The following is a 19,916-nucleotide window of genomic DNA, read 5'->3' on the forward strand; positions in this document are numbered from 1 at the left end:
GGAAGCCGATGCACCACGCGAACCACTTCTACGGCCACGCGCACGTGCTCGCCCGCTACTGCGGGCTGGGCGACGGGCACCCGCCGCGGATCAACGGGTACGTCCAGCACGGCTGGAACATCGGCGACGGGCTCGCCCCGGGGCACCCCTACGTCCAGGGAACGCCGAGCCTGCTCTGGTCCGAGCAGACGCGGCGCCGGGCCTGGTCGGTGGGGCGGCGCAACCTCGTGGTCACCGGCGCGCCCTTCGTCTACCTGCTCACCATGCAGCCGCAGGCCGCCGAGCAGGAGCGCGAGGGCACCATCTGGTACCCGTTCCACGGCTGGGAGGGCCAGCACGTCCGCGGTGACCACAAGGAGCTGATCGCCGAGATCCGGGACACCGAACCCGGCCCGGTGACCGTCTGCCTCTACTGGCACGAGTACGGCATGCGCCGGGTGCGCCGGCTCTACGAGCGGGCCGGCTTCCGGGTGATCTGCCACGGCTACCGCGGCCACTGGTGGCGACAGACGGACCCGCTCTTCCTCGACAAGCAGCTGGCCGAGCTGCGCCGGCACCGGCGGGTGGCGTCCAACCGGCTGACCAGCGCGGTGTTCTACGGCATCGCCGCCGGCTGCGAGGCGGCCGTCTACGGCAACCCGATGGTGCTCGCCGACGAGGACCCGACCTTCGGCGGGACCGCCCGGATCCGCCGACAGTGGCCGGAACTGCACGGCGCGCGGACCGACCAGCGCACCGCCACCGAGATCGCCCGCGCCGAGCTGGGCACCGATCACCGCTGCACGCCGGCCGCCCTGCGCGAGCTGCTCGGGTGGGCGAACCTCCAGGAGGACCGAGTTGACGACTGACACCGCACCCGCCGAACGGATCGCACTGCCCGGCGGGGAGATGCTCGCCTGGTCGGACCTGCGCGCCGACGTGCCCGCCGGGGGCGGACCCCTGGCCGCGCTCGCCGCCCGGATCGTGCCCGTCGGCGCCCGGGTGCTGCTGGCCGGACCGCACGACCCGGCCCTGCTCGACCGGCTGGCGCACGCCGAGGTGACCTGCCTGCTGCGCAGCCACCTCGACGGGGTGGCGCTGGCCGACCTGGCCGGCGACCGGCCGGTCCGCGTCGTCGTCGGCGGGCCGCACGGGCTGCCGGCCGACGAGGCGTACGACGTGGTGATCGCCGGTTCGGGGCTGGACGCGGTGGAGTCCGTGGAGGGCGCCCGGCTCGGCTGGGGTGGGGTGCTGGATCGGTTGGTCACGGCGCTCCGACCGGGCGGCTCCCTGCTGCTGCGGCTGGACAACCCGGTCGGCCTGCACCGGATGGTCGCCGCCTCCCCCTGGTACGCCGACCGGGACGACGCCGCCTGGGCGGTCGGCGGGGTGCTCGACGCCGGCCGGCCGGTCAACCCCGACCAGCTGCGCGCCCGGCTGGCCGACTCGGGGCTGCGGCCCGGCGCCTGCTTCGCCGCGTACCCCGACCCGGGTGCGGCCACCGCGCTGCTGGCGACCGACCAGCTCGACCGGCGGACGACCGCCGGACTGTTCGACGCGGTGCTGCACGGTGCCTGCGCGGGTGCTCCCGCCGGTCGTCCCCTGCTGCAGGACCCGGCCCGGCTCGCCGTCGACGCGCTGCACGCCGGGCTCGGCACCGCGCTGGCCCCCGGCTGGGTGCTGCTGGCGCACCGCCCGACCGACCCCGGACCGTTGCCGCCGGAGCTGCCGGTGGCGCTGGTGCAGACCGGGCCGCCCGAGATCGGCGTGGTCGAGGTGGTCGCCGGCGCGGACGGCTGGCGGTGGCGGCCTCCCGCACCGGCGGCGCGCGCCGAGCCGGCCGCCCCCTTCGCCAGCCGGGAGGCGGCGTACCGCGACCCGGACGCGCTCACCGGCCCGGTGGCCGACGGGCGGCTGCTGCGCAGCCTGCTGCTCGACGCCTGCCTGCGCCGCGACCTCGACGCGCTGCGCCGGCTGCTGACCGGATACGCCGACTGGCTCGCCGGGCACGCCGGGGACGGCCGGTTGACGGGGGCGGTCGCGCTCGCCGGGGTGGACAACGTCGTGGTGGCCGGCGACGACTTCGCGGTGCTCGACCCGAGCTGGCGGGCGGCCGAGCCGCTCGCCCTGGAGGTGGCGCTGGCCCGGAGCCTGTGGCGCTTCGCCGCCGGGCTGCTGACCGGCGGGTACGCCCACCCGTGGTCCTCGACCCTGGACGTCGTGGGCCTGACCGTGGTGCTCGGCGGGGTGGCCGGTCGGGAACTCGACCGGCCGACCGTGGCGGCCGCGATCGAGGCGGAGGCGGCGGTCACGGCCGCGATGCGCGGGCTGGACGCCCGCGAACGGCTCGACCTCGTCGGCGAGCTGCGGGCGGTCGAGCCGACCGATCCCGCCGTCGGCCCGGACAGCTACCAGCAGCTGCGCGAGGCGTGGCTGCGCCAGCGGGAGGAGCTGAGTCGGCTCCGGGCCCTGCTGCGCTGGACCGAGGACCTGCTCACCTCTCGGGAGCGGGCGCTGCGCCGGTCCGACGCGACGATCAACCTGCTCAGCGGGTCGGTCAGCTACCGGGTCGGGCGGCTGGCGATCTTCCCGGCCCGGCTGGCCAGACGGCTGGCCCGGGGGGCGAAGCGGCGGATCCGTACCGCGTTGCGCCGGCGCCCGGTCCGGCAGGAGCAGCAGTGACCCGGATCGTGGGCATCGTGCAGGCCCGGATGGGCTCCTCCCGGCTGCCCGGCAAGGTGCTGCGCACCCTCGCCGGCCGGTCGGTCCTCGGCCGGGTGGTACGCGCCGCCGGGGAGAGCGGCGCCCTGGCCGACCTGGTCGTCGCCACCAGCACCGAGGGGGTCGACGACGCGGTGGCGGCCGAGTGCGCCCGGCTGGGCGTACGCTGCCACCGCGGTCCGGTCGACGACGTCCTCGACCGGTTCGTCGGCGCGCTGGACGGCCGTCCCGGCGACGCGGTGATGCGGTTCACCGCCGACTGCCCACTGCTCGACCCGGAGATCATCCGGCTGGTCGCCGACGTCTACCGGGCGGCACCGAGGCTGGACTACCTGAGCACGTCGATCACCCGTACCCTCCCCCGCGGCCTGGACGTCGAGATCATCGACGCCGGCGCGCTGCGTACCCTGCACCGCGTCGCGACCGGGCACCACCGGGTCCACGTCACCTCCTACGCCTACACCCACCCGGAGCTGTTCCGGGTGCTCGGCGTGACGCTCACCCCGGACCGGTCCGACCTGCGGCTCACCCTCGACACCGAGGAGGACTGGGCGTTGGTGCGGGCCGTCACCGACCACTTCGGCGACGTCAGCGTGCCACTGGCTGAGCTGGCCGGCTGGCTGGCCGGTCGACCGACCCTGCGCGCCCTCAACGCCGGGGTACGCCAGAAGCGCCTGGAGGAGTCCTGAGCACGGTACGGATCGGGCTGCGCTGCGACGCCGGGCCGGCCCGTGGCGTCGGCCACCTGGTCCGCTGCCTCGCTCTGGGCGAGGAGTTCCTCGCCCGGGGCGCCCACGTCCGGCTCCTCGGCGAGGTGGACCGGGTCGACTGGGCGGCGCGGCAGCTCGCGTCACGGGGGATCCCACTGGCCCCCGGCCCGGACACCCCGGACGGCCTCGTCGAGGCGGCCCGCCGGTACGCGCTGGACGTGCTGGTCCTCGACTCGTACACGCTGGACCCGGCCGGCGCGGGCGCCCTACGGGCAGCGGGCGTGTTCACCCTGGCCGTCGTCGACGGCGACAGCCGGGGACAGGACGCCGACCTCTACCTGGACCAGAACCTCGGTGCCCACCCCGCCGTGCCGGCCGGCCGACTGCTGGCCGGCACCGCGTACACCCTGCTGCGCGACGACGTGGTGGCGGCGCGGCCGCCGGCGCCCCGGCCCGCGACGCCGGTCGGTCGTCCCCGGGTGCTCGCCTTCTTCGGCGGCACCGACGCGCTCGGCGCGGCGCCGGTGCTGACCCGGGTGCTGCTGTCGACCGGTCACCCGATGGAGCTGACCGTCGTCGTGGCGCGTCCCGACATCGAGGCGGAGCTGGCGACGCTGAGGCCGGGCCGGGGGCAACGGCTCCGGCTGGCGCCGCCCACCGACCAACTGCCCGCCCTGATCGGCGCGGCCGACCTGGTGGTCAGCGCCGCCGGCACCTCCACCTGGGAGCTCTGCTGCCTGGGCGCGCCGGCCGCGCTGGTCTGCGTGGTCGACAACCAGCGGGAGTCCTACCACCGGGTGGTGCGGCACGGCATCGCCGCCGGCCTGGGCGAGCTGCCCGCACTGGCCGCCCCCGGGACGGCCGGGCGGACGGCCCGGGCGGCGGCGGTCCGGAGCCTGCGGGGGCTGCTCGGCTCCGCCGACCGGCGCGCCGGGCTCTCCGCCCGCGCCTGGTCGACGGTGGACGGACAGGGCCGACGCCGGGTGGCCGACGCCGTGCTCGGCGCGGTCCGCCCGACCGTGCTCGGCTGACCGAGCCCGCCCGCCGCCCCGCCTGGCCGGCCCGCCTGGCCGGCCCGCCTGGCCGGCCCGCCTGGCCGGCCCGCCTGGCCGGCCCGACGGTTGCGGCTCGGCGGACCGGGCGACCGGTCAGCGCAGCCGTTGCAGGCTGACCCGGTCGCGCAGCTCGGGCTGCTCGGCGAGCAGCCGCTCGACGACCCCGACCGCGTCGTCGTCCGCCGCGAGGAACCGGATCCGACCCGGCACCGCCGCCACCACGGCCGCGGAGCGTGCCGGTTCCGCCAGCGGCAGGTGGTAGACCGCCGGCGCGGACGCCCCGGCCGTGCGCCGCAGCGTCGAGAGGAAGAGCGTGGACAGGTAGCCCTCGCGCCGGTGCCCGCTGACCACGACGTCGACCGTGTCCGGGCGCACCGGCGCCTGGGCCAGTGCCCGGGCGGTCACCTCCGCCGGGCGTGGCCGGGCCGGCGTCCCCGACCACCAGGCCGCCGACCAGGTGGTGCTGCGCGCGCCGAACGGCTGGGCGAAGATCCCGCCGCCACGGGGCAGCCCGGCCACCCCGACCGCCGCCGCGACCACCGCCACCGCCACCAGGATCCGCCCGGTGGCGCCCGGCCGCGTACCGGCGGCCCGCCACGGCGGGGGCAGCAGCAGGGCCAGCGCGCCCAGACCGACGAGCAGCACCACCAGCAGCAGGTGCAGAGCCTTCCCGTAGTAGTAGCGCGGATCGGTGCCGAGCACCCGGAAGTAGGCGTGGAAGCCGACCGCGAAGACCAGCGCGGCGGCGAGCGCGCCCGCGTACCGGCGCCACACCGGCAGCCGCAGGCCGCCGGCGAGCAGGCCGGCGCCGACCAGCGCGCACAGCGCCAGGAACGCGTCGTACCGCGGGGCGACCCCGCCGCCGGTGGCGACGTTCTCCACCTGCCGGGTGAAGAGCAGGCCGGCCACGCTCGGCAGCGGGGCCAGCGGCACGGTCACCAGCGCCACCGCGACCAGCAGCACCGGCCGGCGCCGCACCGACCGGCGGTGCCGCACCAGCCAGGCCAGCACCAGCACGCCCACCACCGGCAGGAACATCAGGTACGCGAACCCCACCCCGACGCAGAGCGCCCCGAGCAGGCAGAGCTGGGTGCCCGTACGGGCCACCGGCCGGCAGACCAGTGCGACCAGGATCGCGGTCAACGCCAGGCCGAGGGTCTCGCCCGGGTAGCCGTACACGACGAAGCGGGCCAGCTCGGAGCCGAGACAGAGCGCGGTCACCGCGCCGGTCAGGGCGAGTGACCGAGCCAGGTCGAGCTGCCGGCCGGCGATCCAACCGGCGGCCCACGCGACCGCGAGCAGCAGCAGCGCGTACGCGCCGAGTGTCCAGCCGAGGTAGTGGTCGAACGCGTCCACCGGGCCGCCGGTCGCGGTCGACGAGCGCAGGAAGGTGTCCAGCAGCGCCGCGGTGACGTGGAAGCCCTGCGGGTACCAGACCATGCCCTCCGGCGCGATCCGGGCCGCCGCGTCCGGATCGGTGAAGAGGTAGCCGCCGACGGCGCGGATGCCCTCGACGGTGGCGAGGTGGCGGCTGTTGTCCTCCCCGGCCATCGCGTACGTCAGCCGCCCGGTGACACCGTCGGCGCGCAGGTACGGCCAGCCGAGCGCCACCGTCGCCGCCACGGCCGCCCCGACCGGCACGAGGTCGGCCACGGTCACCCGGGGCAACCGGGGACGGCGTCCGGTGCGGGCGGCGATCCCGAGCAGCACGGTCAGCGCCGTACCGGCCACCGGCACCGGGTGCAAGCCCCAGGGCCAGATCGAGAAGACCAGCGCGGCGGCGCAGAGCGCGCCCACCAGCAGCGCCACGGCCAGCACCAGCCGGTCCAGCAGGGTGCGCCCGGCCCGGAGCAGCCCGGCGGTCAGCCCGAGCACGACCAGCGGGAGCAGCCCGGCGAGCCCCAGCGCGTACGCCAGCAGTGGGCCGAGCCAGGCGGCGGCGAGCAGCACCAGCGCCCGGCCGACCGGGGTGGCGCGGCGACCCGCCGTCGACCTCACCTGCCGCCGCGGCGTCGCCGGTGCCGTGATCGGCTCGCTCGGCACGGTGGGCCTCCTCTGCACGTCGCGGCGCGCCCCGGGTCGGTGGGGCGGGACAACGGTAGGCAAGGGCCGGCGACGGAGGGCGAAGGACGCGTGTCCCGCAGGTGACCGACGGGTGACGGGACACCGTAGTCGCACGGGTGTACTAAACCGTGGCTAGGATGGTCGCATGTCCGGGACCGCCTACCAGCCGTCGATGCTCGACCTCGCCGAGGCCGGGCCGTCCCTCGCCCCGCTCGACGGGCTACGGCGGCACGTGCTGACCCGGGGCGCCTGGGTCGACCACCTGCCCGGCTGGGTGCGCGGCTCCGACGCGGTGCTGGACACCCTGCTGGCCGAGGTGCCCTGGCGCGCCGAGCGGCGCAATATGTACGACACCGAGGTCGACGTCCCCCGCCTGCTCTGCTGGTACGCCGGCGACCGGCGCCTGCCGCACCCGGTGCTGACCGAGGCGCGGGCGGCGTTGACCCGGCACTACGCGGCCGAGCTGGGCGAGCCGTTCGTCACCGCCGGCATGTGCCTCTACCGGGACGGCCGGGACAGCGTGGCCTGGCACGGCGACACCCAGGGCCGCTCGGCGCACACCGACACCATGGTCGCGATCGTCTCGTTCGGCTCGCCCCGGCCGCTGCTGCTGCGCCCACGAGGCGGCGGCGACAGCCTGCGCTTCCCCCTCGGCCACGGCGACCTCGTGGTGATGGGCGGCTCCTGCCAGCGCACCTGGGAGCACGCCGTGCCCAAGACCGCCCGCCCGGTCGGCCCCCGCGTCAGCGTCCAGTTCCGCCCCACCGGCGTGGCCTGACCCCACCGGTCGCCGCCCCGCCTCGGGCCCCCGGTCCCCGCGCCGCTCCGCTCCGCCCGCCGCCCCAGCCCTTGTCTGCTGCCCCGGCCCCCACCGGCCCAGGAACCAGCACCGGGCAGAGCAGCGGCCGGGCACCTGGTCGGGTCCGGTCGTACGAAGCCGGCACCTGGTGAGCGATACCTGTCGGTATCGGTATATCTCACAGGTATCGCGCCCAAGAGCCTCATGCTTCCGATGGTCCGAGCGGCCCGAGCGGCCCGAGCCGACCGAGCAGCCCGAGCGGTCCGAGCCGACCAAGCGGCGCGAGTCGACCATGCGGCCCGAGCCCATCAAATCGCCCGGGCCCATCAAGCGGCCCGAGCCGACCGAGCGGCGCGAACTCCTCGCGCACCTCCGCCAGCCGCGCCCCGAGCCGACAGAACCGACCGAGCGGCCCGCTGACTCGCTTACGTCATCAGCTCCAAAGGCTCCGACACCTGATCTGCCAACCACCGAAAGAGCACGGCCAACCGCCAGAAGGGCAGGCCCCGAGCAGGCCAGGCGGCGACCTGGTCGTGCCAGACCCGCGAAACGCAGCGGTGATCAAGAAGTTTGCGTCTCAGAACCGGGCAGGGATGACGCAAACCTCTTGATCACCGCTGCGGGCGGGGGCTGGGACCGGGGGCGGGGGCCGGGGCGGGCGGGGGCGGCGGGGGTGGGGGCGAGGCGGGGCGGGGGCGAGGGCGGGGCGGGGGCGGGGCGGGGGCGAGGAGGAGGTCGGCCTGGGTGGCGTGCTAGAAACGACTCTCAGGGTCGATCACGCCCCCCGTCAGCCGACGACGCGGAGGGCCGCGATGACCCAGTCCCCCACTTCTCGCTGGTCACCGTGGACGGTGCACGGCGACGGCCGGTCCGTCACCCCCGGCGACGTGGTCCACCCCGGTGAGCGGCTCTCCTGGCCCCGCACGCTGGGCGTCGGCGTGCAGCACGTGGTGGCGATGTTCGGCGCCACCTTCACCGTGCCGCTGATCACCGGCTTCCCGCCGGCCACCACGCTCTTCTTCTCCGGGCTGGGCACGCTGCTGTTCCTGCTGATCACCGGCAACCGGCTGCCGTCGTACCTCGGCTCGTCGTTCGCCTTCATCGCGCCGGTGCTGGCCGCGAAGGCCGGCGGCGACATCGGCCCGGCCCTCGGCGGGATCGTCGTCGCCGGCGTCGCGCTGGCGCTGGTCGGCCTGGTGGTGCAGCTGGCCGGCGCGCGCTGGATCGACGCGCTGATGCCGCCGGTGGTCACCGGGGCGATCGTGGCGCTGATCGGGCTCAACCTCGCGCCGGTGGCCTGGGACGGCGGCGGCAGCGGCACCGGCTTCCTGGCGCAGCCGCTGATCGCCCTGGTCACCCTGGTCGCGATCCTGCTCGCCACGGTCGCCTTCCGCGGTTTCCTGGCCCGACTGTCCATCCTGCTCGGCGTGGTCGTCGGCTGGGCGCTCGCCGCGCTCCTCGGCGAGCTGGACCCGCGCGCGGTCGAGGGGCTGCGCGACGCCGCCTGGGTCGGGCTGCCGCAGTTCCACACGCCGAGCTTCAGCCTGCGCGCGGTGGTGCTGGTGATCCCGGTGATCCTGGTGCTGGTGGCGGAGAACGCCGGGCACGTCAAGGCGGTCGCGGCGATGACCGGCCGCAACCTCGACAAGGACATGGGCCGGGCGTTCCTCGGCGACGGCCTGGCCACCGTGCTCGCCGGCTCCGGCGGCGGCTCCGGCACCACCACGTACGCGGAGAACATCGGCGTGATGGCGGCGACCCGGGTCTACTCCACCGCCGCGTACTGGGTGGCCGGGCTGGCAGCGGTCCTGCTCGGGCTGAGCCCGAAGTTCGGGGCGCTGATCCTCACCGTGCCGGCCGGGGTGCTCGGCGGCGCGACCACCGCCCTGTACGGCCTGATCGCCATCCTCGGCGCCCGGATCTGGATCGAGAACCGAGTGGACTTCCACGACCCGGTGAACCTGATGACCGCCGCCGTCGCGGTGGTCGTCGGCGCCGCCAACTACACCCTCACCGCCGGCGACCTGTCGTTCAACGGCATCGCCCTGGGCACCGCCGCCGCGCTGCTCATCTACCACGGCATGCGCCTGGTCGCCCACCTACGCGGCACCACCCCGCCCACCCCCGCCCCGCCACCGATTCCGTGATCATGAAGTTGTCGCCACGAAACGCCGGTGGGCCGGGCGACAACTTCATGATCGACGCGGGGAGGCGGAAGGGCCCGGGGGCGTAGCCGCCGGGCCCTTCCGCGTGCGGGTCAGTCGCGTTCGACCAGGTGGCCGACGACCGTGGGGCCGAGCATCACGGCGAAGCCGGAACCGTCCCGGCGGGGATCCGCCGGGGGCAGCTCCACCGGGTCGCCAATCGCCGTCGCGCCGACCGGTCGCGGCCCGACCCAGGCCACCACCAGGTCCGTCTCGCCCTTGAGGAACCGCTGCGCGCGCACGCCGCCGGTCGCCCTCCCCTTCGCCGGGTACGACCCGAACGGCGTCACCTTCACCGTCGCCCCCGTGGAGGTGACCACCATCGGCTCGCCGTGCACCGGGTCGTCGGTGCGGACCGCGCCGAAGAAGACCACCCGGGTCCCGGCCGGCAGATTGACCCCGGCCATGCCACCACCCTTGAGCCCCTGCGGGCGGACCAGCGACGCGGCGAAGCGCAGCAGCGACGCCTCCGAGGTGATGAAGGTCAACGACTCGGCGCCGTCGGTCAGCCAGGTCGCCCCGACCACCTCGTCGCCCTCCCGCAACCCGATCACCTCGAACTCGTCGGAGCGGACCGGCCACTCCGGGGCGCAGACCTTCACCACGCCCTGCCGGGTGCCGAGTGCCAGACCGGGCGAACCCTCGGCGGTCGGGCCGAGCGGCGCCAGGCCGACCACCGTCTCCCCCGGCTGCAACGGCACCAGCTCGGCGGCGGCCATCCCCCCGCGCAACGACACCGTGCCGGCCTGCTCGGGCAGCACCGGCAGCGGCAGCACGTCGACCTTGAAGGCCCGACCGGCGCTGGTCACCAGGAGCACCCGACCGCGGGCCGTGGTGTGCACCATCGCGCGTACCGTGTCGTGCTTGACCCGGCCGTTGCGCCGACGCCCCTCGGAGGCCTCCTCCGACTCGGCCGCGGTGCGGGCCACCAGCCCGGTGGCCGACAGGATCACCTGGCACGGGTCGTCGGCGACCTCCAGCGGGCCGGCCGGCACCGACGCCGCGAGGACCTCCTTGAGGTCACCGTCGACCAGGGTGGTGCGGCGCGGGCTGCCGAACTGCTTCATCACCGCGGACAGCTCGTCGGAGACGACCTTCTTGAGCACCTTGTCGTCGTCGAGGATCTTCGACAGCTCGGCGATCTCGCCGCGGAGCTTCTCCTGCTCGGCCTCCAACTCGATCCGGTCGTATTTGGTCAACCGGCGCAGCGGAGTGTCCAGGATGTAGGTGGCCTGGATCTCGGAGAGCTTGAACTTCTGCATCAGGCCGTCCCTGGCCGCCTGGGCGTCCTCGCTGGCCCGGATCAGCTTGACCACCTTGTCGATGTCCAGCAGGGCGATCAGCAGACCGTCGACCAGGTGCAGCCGCTCCTCGCGCTTGCGCCGGCGGTACGCGCTGCGCCGGGTCACCACCTCGTAGCGGTGGGACAGGAAGACCTCCAGCAGCGGCTTCAGCCCGAGGGTACGCGGCTGGCCGTCCACCAGGACCAGGTTGTTGACGCCGAAGGACTGCTCCAGCGGGGTGAGCCGGTAGAGGTCGGCGAGGAGTGCCTGTGGGTTGACCCCGACCTTGCACTCGATGACCAGGCGGGTGCCGCTCTCCCGGTCGGTGAGGTCCTTGACGTCGGCGATGCCGGTCAGCCGCTTGGTCTTGGTGACCTCGTTCGTGATCGCCGCGATCACCTTCTCCGCGCCGACGCCGTACGGCAGCTCCACCACGGTGATCGCCTGCCGCCCCCGGCTGCCCTCCAGCGGGCCGATCTCGACCCGGCCGCGCATCCGGACCACCCCACGCCCGGTCTCGTACGCCCGGCGCACCTCGTCCAGGCCCAGCAGCAGACCGCCGGTGGGCAGGTCGGGGCCGGGGACGAACTCCATCAGCTTGTCGAGGTCGGCGTCCGGGTGGTTGATCAGCCAGCGCGCGGCGGAGACCACCTCGCCGAGGTTGTGCGGGATCATGTTGGTCGCCATCCCGACCGCGATCCCGGACGCGCCGTTGACCAGCAGGTTGGGGAAGGCGGCCGGCAGCACGGTCGGCTGGGTCAGCGAGCCGTCGTAGTTGGGCTCGACGTCGACGGTGTCCTCGCCCAGCTCACCGACGAGCAGCATCGCCTCCCGGGAGAGCCGCGCCTCGGTGTAGCGGGCGGCCGCCGGGCCGTCGTCCGGTGAGCCGAAGTTGCCGTGCCCGTCGATCAGCGGCACGTTCAGCGAGAAGTCCTGGGCCAGCCGGACCATCGCGTCGTAGATCGCGGTGTCGCCGTGCGGGTGGTACTTGCCCATCACGTCGCCGACGACCCGGGCGGACTTCACGTGCCCCCGGTCCGGCCGGTGGCCGGCCTCGTGCATGGACCACAGGATGCGCCGGTGCACCGGCTTGAGCCCGTCGCGCGCGTCGGGCAGGGCGCGGGAGTGGATGACCGAGAAGGCGTACTCCAGGTAGGAGTCGGAGACCTCGGTGACCAGCGGGTTGTCGAAGACCCGCGCGCCGGCCTGGTCGAAGGCGGAGAAGTCCACCTTGGTGCGGTCGTCCTTGCGGCGTGCCATCGTTCAGCTCTCTCCCGTGACAGGCGTGCTCATGCGTCGATCGCCTCGCGGTCGACCCGGTCGGAGGAGTCGATCAGCCAGTTGCGGCGCGGCTCGACCTTCTCCCCCATCAGCAGTTCGAGGATCCGCTCGGCGGCGTCGACGTCGTCGAGGGTGATCCGGCGGACCGCGCGGGTGGCCGGGTTCATCGTGGTCTCCCACAGCTCGTCGGCGTCCATCTCACCGAGGCCCTTGAAGCGCGGGATCGGGGTGACGATCTGCTTGCCGGCCTTCTCCAGCTTGCGGACCGTCGCCTCCATCTCCGCCTGGGTGTAGGTGTAGATGGTCTGCGGGTTGCGCCCCTTCGTAGTGATCTTGTGCAGGGGCGGCATCGCGGCGAAGAGCCGCCCGGCCTCGATCAACGGCCGCATGTAACGGGCGAAGAGCGTGATCAGCAGGGTACGGATGTGGGCCCCGTCCACATCGGCGTCCGCCATGATCAGTACGCGGCCGTACCGTAGCGCCGACAGGTCGAAGGTGCGCCCCGAGCCGGCGCCGAGCACCTGCACGATGGCGGCGCACTCGGCGTTGTCCAGCACCTGCTGGAGGTTCGCCTTCTGCACGTTGAGGATCTTGCCCCGGATCGGCAGCAGCGCCTGGTACTCCGCGGAGCGGGCGAGCCGGCCCGTGCCGAGGGCGCTGTCGCCCTCCACGATGAAGAGCTCGCTGCGGTCGATGCCCGCCGCGCGACAGTCGACCAGCTTGGCGGGCATCGACGCGCCCTCCAGGGCGGTCTTGCGCCGGGCGGCGTCCTTCTGCTGCTTCTGGGTGAGCCGCACCCGGGCCGCGTCGACGATCTTCTGGAGGACGGTGCGCGCCTCGGCCTTCGTCCGCCGGTCCTCCAGCCAGGACTTGAGGTGCTGCTCGATCAGCGTCTGGATGACCTTGGTGATGCCGGCGGTGGAGAGCTCGTCCTTGGTCTGCGAGGTGAACTGCGGTTCGGGGATCCGCACGTGCACCACGGCGGTCATCCCCTCCAGGACGTCGTCCAGGGTGGGCGGGTCCTCCTTGGCCTTGAGCAGGCCGCGGGTGTTGCGGATCGCGTCGGCGAGGGTCCGGACCAGGGCCCGCTCGAAGCCCTTGCGGTGGGTGCCGCCGTGCGCGTTGCGGATGGTGTTGGTGAAGCACTCGACGGTGCGCTCGTAGCCGGTGCCCCAGCGCAACGCCACTTCGACCTCGGCCCGGCGCTGCACGTTCGACTGCATCACGCCGTTGGCGTCGGCGGCGTTCTCCCGGTACTGACCCTCGCCGGTGACCAGCAGGGTGCCGGAGACCGGGCGGTCGCCCGCCGGGGCCAGGAACTCCACCATGTCGGTCAGGCCGTTGGGGAAGTGGAAGCGCTCCTCGACGGGCTCCTCGCCGGTCTCGTCGCGGAGCCGGTAGTCCACGCCGGGCACCAGGAAGGCGGTGTTGCGCAGCTTCATCCGGACGGCGTCGACGTCGAGCGTCGCGCCGGTCTCGAAGTAGCGGGCGTCGTGCCAGTAGCGGATCGAGGTGCCGGTGCGCTGACCGCGCTTCATCCCGCCGACGATCTGGAGACCGGGGCCGGGGGTGAAGGGGGCGTCCGGGCCGTCGCCGTCGAAGATCCCGGGTACGCCGTGCCGGAACGACATCGCGTGGATCTTGCCGGCGCGCCGGACGGTGACGTCGAACCGCCGGGACAGGGCGTTGACCGCCGACGCGCCGACCCCGTGCAGGCCACCGGAGGTCTTGTAGCCGGAGCCGCCGAACTTGCCACCGGCGTGCAGCCGGGTGAGCACCAGCTCGACGCCGGAGATGCCGGACTTGGCGTGCACGTCGGTGGGGATGCCGCGACCGTCGTCGTCGACCTGCACCGAGCCGTCGGCGTGCAGGATCACCGCCACCTGGGTGGCGTGACCGGCGACGCCCTCGTCGGTGGAGTTGTCGAGGATCTCGTTGACGAGGTGACCCACGCCACGGCTGTCGGTCGAGCCGATGTACATGCCGGGACGCTTGCGGACGGCGTCCAGGCCCTCCAGGTGGGTGAGGTCGTCTGCCCCGTAGAGGGTCTCAGGCTGTGCGGTCAACTGGTCGTACTCCCAGGTCTCTGCGGTGTGGTGCCGGTCACCGTCCCGATCACCACGCGCGGCGCGCCGCAGCGAGCCTAGCCCGACGCTCCGACAAGCCGGCCACCTCCCGACGCGGCGCGCCGTCGGCGCCCCGCCCGAAGGTGAGGCGGAGCACAGCCACCCGGATCCCCCGAGCCGCTCCAGGTGATCGACGAACCCGGTGTCCGGCCGTTGACGGGCCGGTGACGAACGTGATCTGATCGCGCTCCCAGAGAATCTCTCACATTTCCATCAATGAATGGGGAGGGAGTGCCGATGTCCGTACTCCGACGGGCCGGGCTGGCGGCGGCGCTGGCCGTCACCGCGGCCGCACTGTCCACCGCCGTCGCGCCGGCCGCGCCCGCGGGGGCCGCGCTGCCCACCGCCGCGGTGGCGCTGGGCGACAGCTTCATCAGCGGCGAGGGCGCCGGGGCGTACTCCCCGGTGGTCGACGTCGCCGGCGTCGCGCAGCCCTTCCCGGGCTGGTCCGCGCCGAACAGCAACGCCTACTTCTGCCACCGTTCGCCGAACGCGTCGCTGCACCGGGCGGAACTGCCGGGCATCGCCGCGCGGTTCAACCTGGCCTGCTCCGGCGGTCAGCCGTACGACATCGCCAACGCCTCGGCCGACCGGGCCAAGGGGCGCCAGGTGGCCGCGCAGCTGGACCAGCTCCGCGCGGTCGGGCAGAGCCACGACATCGACCTGGTGCTGCTCGGCATCGGGTCGAACAACAGCTCGTTCACCTTCGGCAGCGTGGCGGAGAAGTGCGCCAACCGGTTCATCGCCGACGCGTGGACCGGCTGGTGGGAGTTCTGGGCGTACCTCGGCGGGCCGGTCGAGCAGGAACCCTGCGACGACGCGGACCTGGCCACCGCCGCCCAGTTCAGCGCCGCGACCGCGGAGACCACCGCGGCGGTACGCCAGATCCTCACCACCCTCGACCAGATCGACGCCGACGGCCAGCACCGGATCGTGTTCCAGGACTACACGAACCCGCTGCCGCCTGAGCTGGCACCCGGCTACTGGACCGAGGACGACCGGGACGACACCCGGGACAAGTTCCGCGCCCTGGGCGCCGAGCGGTACGCCGCCGGCTGCCCGATCCACCGGGGCAGCCTCGCCCCCGGCCACCGCTTCTCCCAGGGCCTCGGCACCCTGGTCAGCTCGGTCCGCACCACCCTCGCCAGCGAGTTCCCCACCGCGGACCTGGTCTACCTGAACGTGCAGCGGGCCTTCGACGGCGCCCGGCTCTGCGAGGCGGCCGGCAGCCCGGCGAACAGCCTGGCCACCCCCATCCGGCTCCAGGACGGCCCGACCGGCGTCTTCGTCACCAGCCTCTCCGGCTACGACAAGCTGGCCATCCAGCGCATCGCCAACGCCTGCGGCACGTACTTCCAGACGTGCCAGGAGTCCTGGCACCCGAACGCCGCCGGGCACCAGGTGCTCGGACGGTGCCTGACCGGCGCGGCGGCCACCAGCGCCCGCGCGGTCTCCTGCGTACGGGCTCCCGACGGCACGGTCGCCGTCAGCTGAGCCACCGGTGCAGGAGGGGGCGACCCACCCGGGTCGCCCCCTCCTCCGCTGTCTGCCCGCCGGGAGGCGGCGGCCCGCTTCACGGCAGTGCGCTGCGGCTGGCAGGAACAGGCCGGCGTCGGAGCCGGTCACCGCCTCGCAGGCGCGACAGCACGAGATCCGATGACGCTGACGGCACCAGCATCGCGCCTGCCACCGTCTCGACAGGGGTGCGGGCCCTTTAGAGCTGACAGCACAAACGAATCGGCACCAGCGGCCGGTGAGTCGTCTGCGTCATCAGCTCCAAAGGACGCGAATGGCAGACGGCCCGGCGGAACGGGCGGTGCCGGGACGCCGGCCACCGGCGACGCCGTCGAGGGCGCGGATGGCCGGTCGGTGGCGGGCGGGTGTCGGGTGCGGTGGAGGTGGCTGGGCTCAGGGACGGATCGCGGTGCCGAGCACGTGCGGTGACGCGGGCATCGCCAGCCCCTCGGGCGGGAAGCGGAACCGGTCGAGCGCTACCACGCTGAAGCCGGCCGCGGCGATCGCGCCCACCGTGTCCCGGGCGGTGTGGCAGCCGCCGCAGAACAGCGGCCAGCAGGTGGCGTCGACCCAGCGCTGCGCCCGGCGGAGGCCGGGCGTGTCCGCCACCACGTGCTCGTAGAAGCGCAGCTGGCCACCGGGGCGCAGCACCCGGTACGCCTCCCGCAGCGCGACGGACTGGTCGCGGACCGAGCAGAGCACCAGCGACAGCACCACCGCGTCGGCGCCGGCGTCGGGGACCGGCAGCGCCTCGGCCAGACCGTCGGTGACCGTGACCGGCACCGGCGCCCGGTCGGCGGCGGTACGGGCGTCGGCGCGCAGCCGCGGTTCGGGCTCCACCGCCAGCACGGCCGTCACCGCCGGCGGATAGTGCGCGAACATCCGGCCGTTACCGGCGCCCACCTCCACCACCTGGCCGTGCAGGCCGGCCACCAGCCGATGCCGGTGCTCGGCCATGCCGGCCCGGTCCATCGCGACGCTGGCCCGCGCGAAGAGCCGGGCGAAGATCGGATGGGAGACCCTGGTCGTGGACATCGCACCGCCCCCCGTAGGCGTCAATCGATCCACCGCAGGCTACCGCCCCGCGGCCACCCGGACCGGCGACCCAGCCGGGGAGTCGGCCACTCACCGGGTCGGCCACCGACCGGGTCGGCCACCGGGCGCGCGTCCCGACCCGGGCGGCGGCACGACCACGACCTGCCCGACGCCGGGCCGGTGGGGAGAGGACCGGCGCCGCTGACGACGTGGGGGCGGCCGACGGCCGGGCGCGAATCTCCAGCGTGGAGATTCCCGCCTCCGCCGAGAAGTCGATGATCTGCAGGTTAGGCGGAGAGGTCAGGGGTAGGGAGCCCTGCATGCACGTCCTCGGTATCAATGCGATCTTCCACGATCCGGCCGCCGCCCTGGTGGTCGACGGTGAGGTGGTGGCAGCCGCCGAAGAGGAACGGTTCAGCCGCCGCAAGCACGGCAAGCGGCCGGTGCCCTTCTCCGCCTGGGAGCTCCCCGAACTCTCCGCCGCCTGGTGTCTGGCCGCCGCCGGCGTCGACGTCGACAGCCTCGACGCGGTCGCGTACTCCTTCGACCCCGGCATGTGCCGGGACGCGGCCAGCCTGGGCCTGACCGACCCGTGGGACTGGCTGCGCGTCGACTACGCGGAGCGGGCCCCGCAGTTCCTGGCCGCCGCCCTGCCCGGCCTCGACCCGGAGAAGGTGCGGTTCGTGCCGCACCACGTGGCGCACGCCGCCTCCGCCGGGCTGGCCGCGCCGACGGCCGGCGACGACACCGCCGTGCTGGTGCTCGACGGCCGGGGCGAGGTCGCCAGCCATCTGGCCGGCGTCTACCGGGGCGGTGAGCTGACCTCGCTGTACTCGCAGGAGCTGCCGCACTCACTCGGCCTGCTCTACGAGGACCTCACCCGACACCTCGGCTTCCTGCACTCCAGCGACGAGTACAAGGTGATGGCGCTCGCGTCGTACGGCGAGCCGAAGCACCTCGGCCTGTTGCGGGAGCTGGTGCGGGTCACGCCCGAGGGCGGCTTCCACGTCGACCGGATCGACTGGGCGAGCATGGCGAAGGCGCGCGCCGCCGACGGGGAGATGACCGACGAACACGCCGACCTGGCGGCCAGCGTCCAGGCCCGGCTGGAGGAGGTCGTCCTCGACCTGGCCCGCTGGCTGCACGACGCGGCCGGCGGCCCGGCCACCCTGGCGATGGCCGGCGGGGTGGCGTTGAACTGTGTGGCCAACGCCCGGATCGCGGCCGAGGGGCCGTACCGGAACGTGTGGGTGCAGCCGGCCGCCGGTGACTCGGGCACGGCGCTCGGCGCCGCGCTGCACGTCGCCGGGGCGCTCGGTGACCGGTCCGCACCGATGAGCGGAGCGGACCTCGGGCGCGGCTGGTCCGACGAGGCGCTGGAGGCGGAGCTGCGCCGGGCCGCGCTGCCCTACCACCGTCCCGAGTCGATCGCCGCCGAGGCGGCCCGGGTCCTCGCCGGCAACGGCATCGTCGCCTGGTATCAGGGGCGCAGCGAGTACGGCCCCCGCGCACTGGGCCACCGCTCGCTGCTGGCCCATCCCGGCGACCCGGCCACCACGGCCCGGATGAACGACGTGAAGGGCCGCGAGCAGTTCCGCCCCATCGCGCCGATGGTCCGCGCCGAACGCTTCGCCGACATCTTCCAGGGCGTCTTCCCCAGCCGCTACATGCTCTTCGTGCACCGGGTGAAGCCGGAGTGGCGGGACCGCATCCCGGCGGTCACCCACGTCGACGGCACCGCCCGGGTGCAGACCGTGCACACCGACACCGAACCCCTCGTCGCCGAACTGCTGGCCGAGTTCGAACAGCTCACCGGCCTGCCGGTGGTGGTGAACACGTCGCTGAACACGGCCGGCCGGCCGATGGTCGACACCCCCCGGGAGGCGATGGAGCTCTTCGGCTCCGCCCCGGTGGACCTGCTCGCCCTCGGCCCGTTCGCGGTCCACCGGCACGCGCTCGGCGCGGACCGTGGGCGGGACGGTGGCCGGTGATCAGCATCGTGGTGCCGACCGTCGGCCGGCCCAGCCTCGGCGCGCTGCTCGACGCCCTCGCCCCGCAACTGGCCGACCTGCCGGACGTGGAGCTGCTGCTGGTCGACGACCGGCGGGACGCCACCGACGAGCTGCCGCTGCCGGCGACGCTGTCGGCGTACCCGAAGGTGTTGACCGGGCGGGGCGCGGGCCCGGCGGCGGCGCGGAACACCGGTTGGCGGGCGGCCCGCCAGCCGTGGGTGGTCTTCCTCGACGACGACGTGGTCCCCGATGCCGACTGGTCGCGGCGGCTGGTCCGCGACCTGGCCGTCGGGCCTCGGGTCGGCGGGGTGCAGGGCACGCTGCGGGTGCCGCTGCCACCCGACCGCCGCCCGACCGACTGGGAACGCGGCACGGCGGGGCTGGCCGACGGCGAGTGGATCACCGCGGACATGGCGTACCGGCGGGCGGCGCTGGCGGACGTCGGCGGCTTCGACGAACGGTTCCCCCGGGCCTACCGGGAGGACGCCGAGCTGGCCCACCGGGTCCGCCTCGCCGGCTGGGAACTCGTCCGCGGCCGACGGGTGGTCAGCCACCCGGTGCGCCCGGAGGACCGCTGGGTGAGCCTGCGGGTGCAGCGCGGCAACGCCGACGACGCCCTGCTGCGCCGGCTCTACGGTCCGAGCTGGCGGGCCGAGCTGGGGTTGCCGCCCGGCCGCCGGCCGCGGCACCTGGCGGTGACCGCCGCCGGAGCCCTGGCGCTGGCCGCGACCGCGCTGCGGGCCGGCCTGCGACCCGGCTCGGCGCCGCGGCGCCCGCTCGGCGTCGCCGCCGCCGTCGCCGCCCTGGGCTGGGCGGCGGGCACCGCCGAGTTCGCCCGGGCGCGGATCGCGCCCGGCCCGCGCACCCGCGACGAGGTGCTCACCATGCTCGTCACCAGCGCGCTCATCCCGCCGGTCGCGGTCACCCACTGGGTACGCGGCTGGTGGCGCAGCCGTCCGTCCGGCACGGACGGTCGCGGACCCGGAGCGCAGGGTTGATGTTCACTCCTCCTGCCCGGGGCAACCGGTTGCCCGTGAACCGGGGGACGACGCCGCACCGCCTCTTCGACGCGGTGCTGCTGGACCGCGACGGCACGCTGGTCGAGGACGTGCCGTACAACGGCGACCCGGAG

The 19,916-nt window shown here is 74.6% G+C and carries 13 protein-coding genes; 9 read left to right on the plus strand and 4 right to left on the minus strand.

What is annotated here, in order from left to right; translation table 11 throughout:
• Positions 1-8 precede the first annotated feature (8 nt).
• The 4 genes from V6U79_RS15055 to V6U79_RS15070 are packed head-to-tail and all read left to right on the plus strand — an operon-like array spanning position 9 to position 4,441.
• Positions 9-848 (plus strand): hypothetical protein, encoded by an 840-nt coding sequence (locus V6U79_RS15055; protein WP_334614987.1) that lies wholly within the window; start codon positions 9-11, stop codon positions 846-848.
• On the plus strand, positions 838-2,661 hold the full coding sequence (locus V6U79_RS15060) for a class I SAM-dependent methyltransferase (protein ID WP_334614988.1): 1,824 nt from the start codon (positions 838-840) through the stop codon (positions 2,659-2,661). Before V6U79_RS15055 ends, V6U79_RS15060 begins: the two co-directional genes overlap by 11 nt.
• On the plus strand, positions 2,658-3,389 hold the full coding sequence (locus V6U79_RS15065) for a cytidylyltransferase domain-containing protein (protein WP_334614989.1): 732 nt from the start codon (positions 2,658-2,660) through the stop codon (positions 3,387-3,389). Before V6U79_RS15060 ends, V6U79_RS15065 begins: the two co-directional genes overlap by 4 nt.
• A complete protein-coding gene (locus V6U79_RS15070) occupies positions 3,386-4,441 on the plus strand; it encodes a PseG/SpsG family protein (protein ID WP_334615002.1) in 1,056 nt (351 codons plus the stop codon). Before V6U79_RS15065 ends, V6U79_RS15070 begins: the two co-directional genes overlap by 4 nt.
• A gap of 117 nt (positions 4,442-4,558) precedes the next feature.
• Here the strand turns inward: V6U79_RS15070 and V6U79_RS15075 are convergent, their stop codons facing one another.
• Positions 4,559-6,508 carry a hypothetical protein gene (locus V6U79_RS15075; RefSeq protein WP_334614990.1) on the minus strand — a complete coding sequence of 650 codons (1,950 nt, stop codon included), beginning with the start codon at positions 6,506-6,508 and terminating at the stop codon, positions 4,559-4,561.
• A 166-nt stretch (positions 6,509-6,674) separates the two neighbouring features.
• Between V6U79_RS15075 and V6U79_RS15080 the strand changes: the two genes are divergently transcribed.
• Together V6U79_RS15080 and V6U79_RS15085 are read left to right on the plus strand one after the other, a co-directional pair.
• A complete protein-coding gene (locus tag V6U79_RS15080) occupies positions 6,675-7,307 on the plus strand; it encodes an alpha-ketoglutarate-dependent dioxygenase AlkB (protein WP_334526130.1) in 633 nt (210 codons plus the stop codon).
• Positions 7,308-8,140: 833 nt separating this feature from the next.
• Positions 8,141-9,475 carry a uracil-xanthine permease family protein gene (locus tag V6U79_RS15085; protein ID WP_334534439.1) on the plus strand — a complete coding sequence of 445 codons (1,335 nt, stop codon included), beginning with the start codon at positions 8,141-8,143 and terminating at the stop codon, positions 9,473-9,475.
• A 110-nt stretch (positions 9,476-9,585) separates the two neighbouring features.
• Here V6U79_RS15085 and V6U79_RS15090 read toward each other — a convergent pair whose 3' ends face one another.
• Positions 9,586-12,075, minus strand: coding sequence for a DNA gyrase/topoisomerase IV subunit A (locus V6U79_RS15090; protein ID WP_334534436.1), 2,490 nt, complete (start codon positions 12,073-12,075; stop codon positions 9,586-9,588).
• 29 nt (positions 12,076-12,104) lie between these two features.
• On the minus strand, positions 12,105-14,162 hold the full coding sequence (locus V6U79_RS15095) for a DNA gyrase/topoisomerase IV subunit B (protein WP_334614991.1): 2,058 nt from the start codon (positions 14,160-14,162) through the stop codon (positions 12,105-12,107).
• Positions 14,163-14,459: 297 nt separating this feature from the next.
• Here V6U79_RS15095 and V6U79_RS15100 point away from each other — a divergent pair, with 297 nt between their 5' ends.
• Positions 14,460-15,716, plus strand: coding sequence for an SGNH/GDSL hydrolase family protein (locus tag V6U79_RS15100; RefSeq protein ID WP_334614992.1), 1,257 nt, complete (start codon positions 14,460-14,462; stop codon positions 15,714-15,716).
• A gap of 414 nt (positions 15,717-16,130) precedes the next feature.
• On the opposite strand, the gene V6U79_RS15105 is transcribed toward V6U79_RS15100, so the two are convergent.
• Positions 16,131-16,772, minus strand: a complete 642-nt coding sequence (locus V6U79_RS15105) for a class I SAM-dependent methyltransferase (protein ID WP_334534426.1) — start codon at positions 16,770-16,772, stop codon at positions 16,131-16,133.
• 320 nt (positions 16,773-17,092) lie between these two features.
• Here V6U79_RS15105 and V6U79_RS15110 point away from each other — a divergent pair, with 320 nt between their 5' ends.
• Both V6U79_RS15110 and V6U79_RS15115 read left to right on the plus strand, forming a co-directional pair.
• Positions 17,093-18,763, plus strand: a complete 1,671-nt coding sequence (locus tag V6U79_RS15110; RefSeq protein ID WP_334614993.1) for a carbamoyltransferase family protein — start codon at positions 17,093-17,095, stop codon at positions 18,761-18,763.
• A complete protein-coding gene (locus V6U79_RS15115; RefSeq protein WP_334614994.1) occupies positions 18,760-19,782 on the plus strand; it encodes a glycosyltransferase family 2 protein in 1,023 nt (340 codons plus the stop codon). Before V6U79_RS15110 ends, V6U79_RS15115 begins: the two co-directional genes overlap by 4 nt.
• Positions 19,783-19,916 lie beyond the last annotated feature (134 nt).

This window comes from Micromonospora psammae, assembly GCF_036902725.1.
GTDB lineage: Bacteria > Actinomycetota > Actinomycetes > Mycobacteriales > Micromonosporaceae > Micromonospora.

Coding starts and splice junctions, on each gene's coding strand:
- V6U79_RS15100 (WP_334614992.1), top strand. CDS start 14,460: ATGTCCGTACTCCGACGGGCCGGGCTGGCGGCGGCGCTGGCCGTCACC.
- V6U79_RS15080 (WP_334526130.1), top strand. CDS start 6,675: ATGTCCGGGACCGCCTACCAGCCGTCGATGCTCGACCTCGCCGAGGCC.
- V6U79_RS15085 (WP_334534439.1), top strand. CDS start 8,141: ATGACCCAGTCCCCCACTTCTCGCTGGTCACCGTGGACGGTGCACGGC.
- V6U79_RS15090 (WP_334534436.1), bottom strand. CDS start 12,075: ATGGCACGCCGCAAGGACGACCGCACCAAGGTGGACTTCTCCGCCTTC.
- V6U79_RS15105 (WP_334534426.1), bottom strand. CDS start 16,772: ATGTCCACGACCAGGGTCTCCCATCCGATCTTCGCCCGGCTCTTCGCG.
- V6U79_RS15055 (WP_334614987.1), top strand. CDS start 9: ATGCACCACGCGAACCACTTCTACGGCCACGCGCACGTGCTCGCCCGC.
- V6U79_RS15110 (WP_334614993.1), top strand. CDS start 17,093: ATGCACGTCCTCGGTATCAATGCGATCTTCCACGATCCGGCCGCCGCC.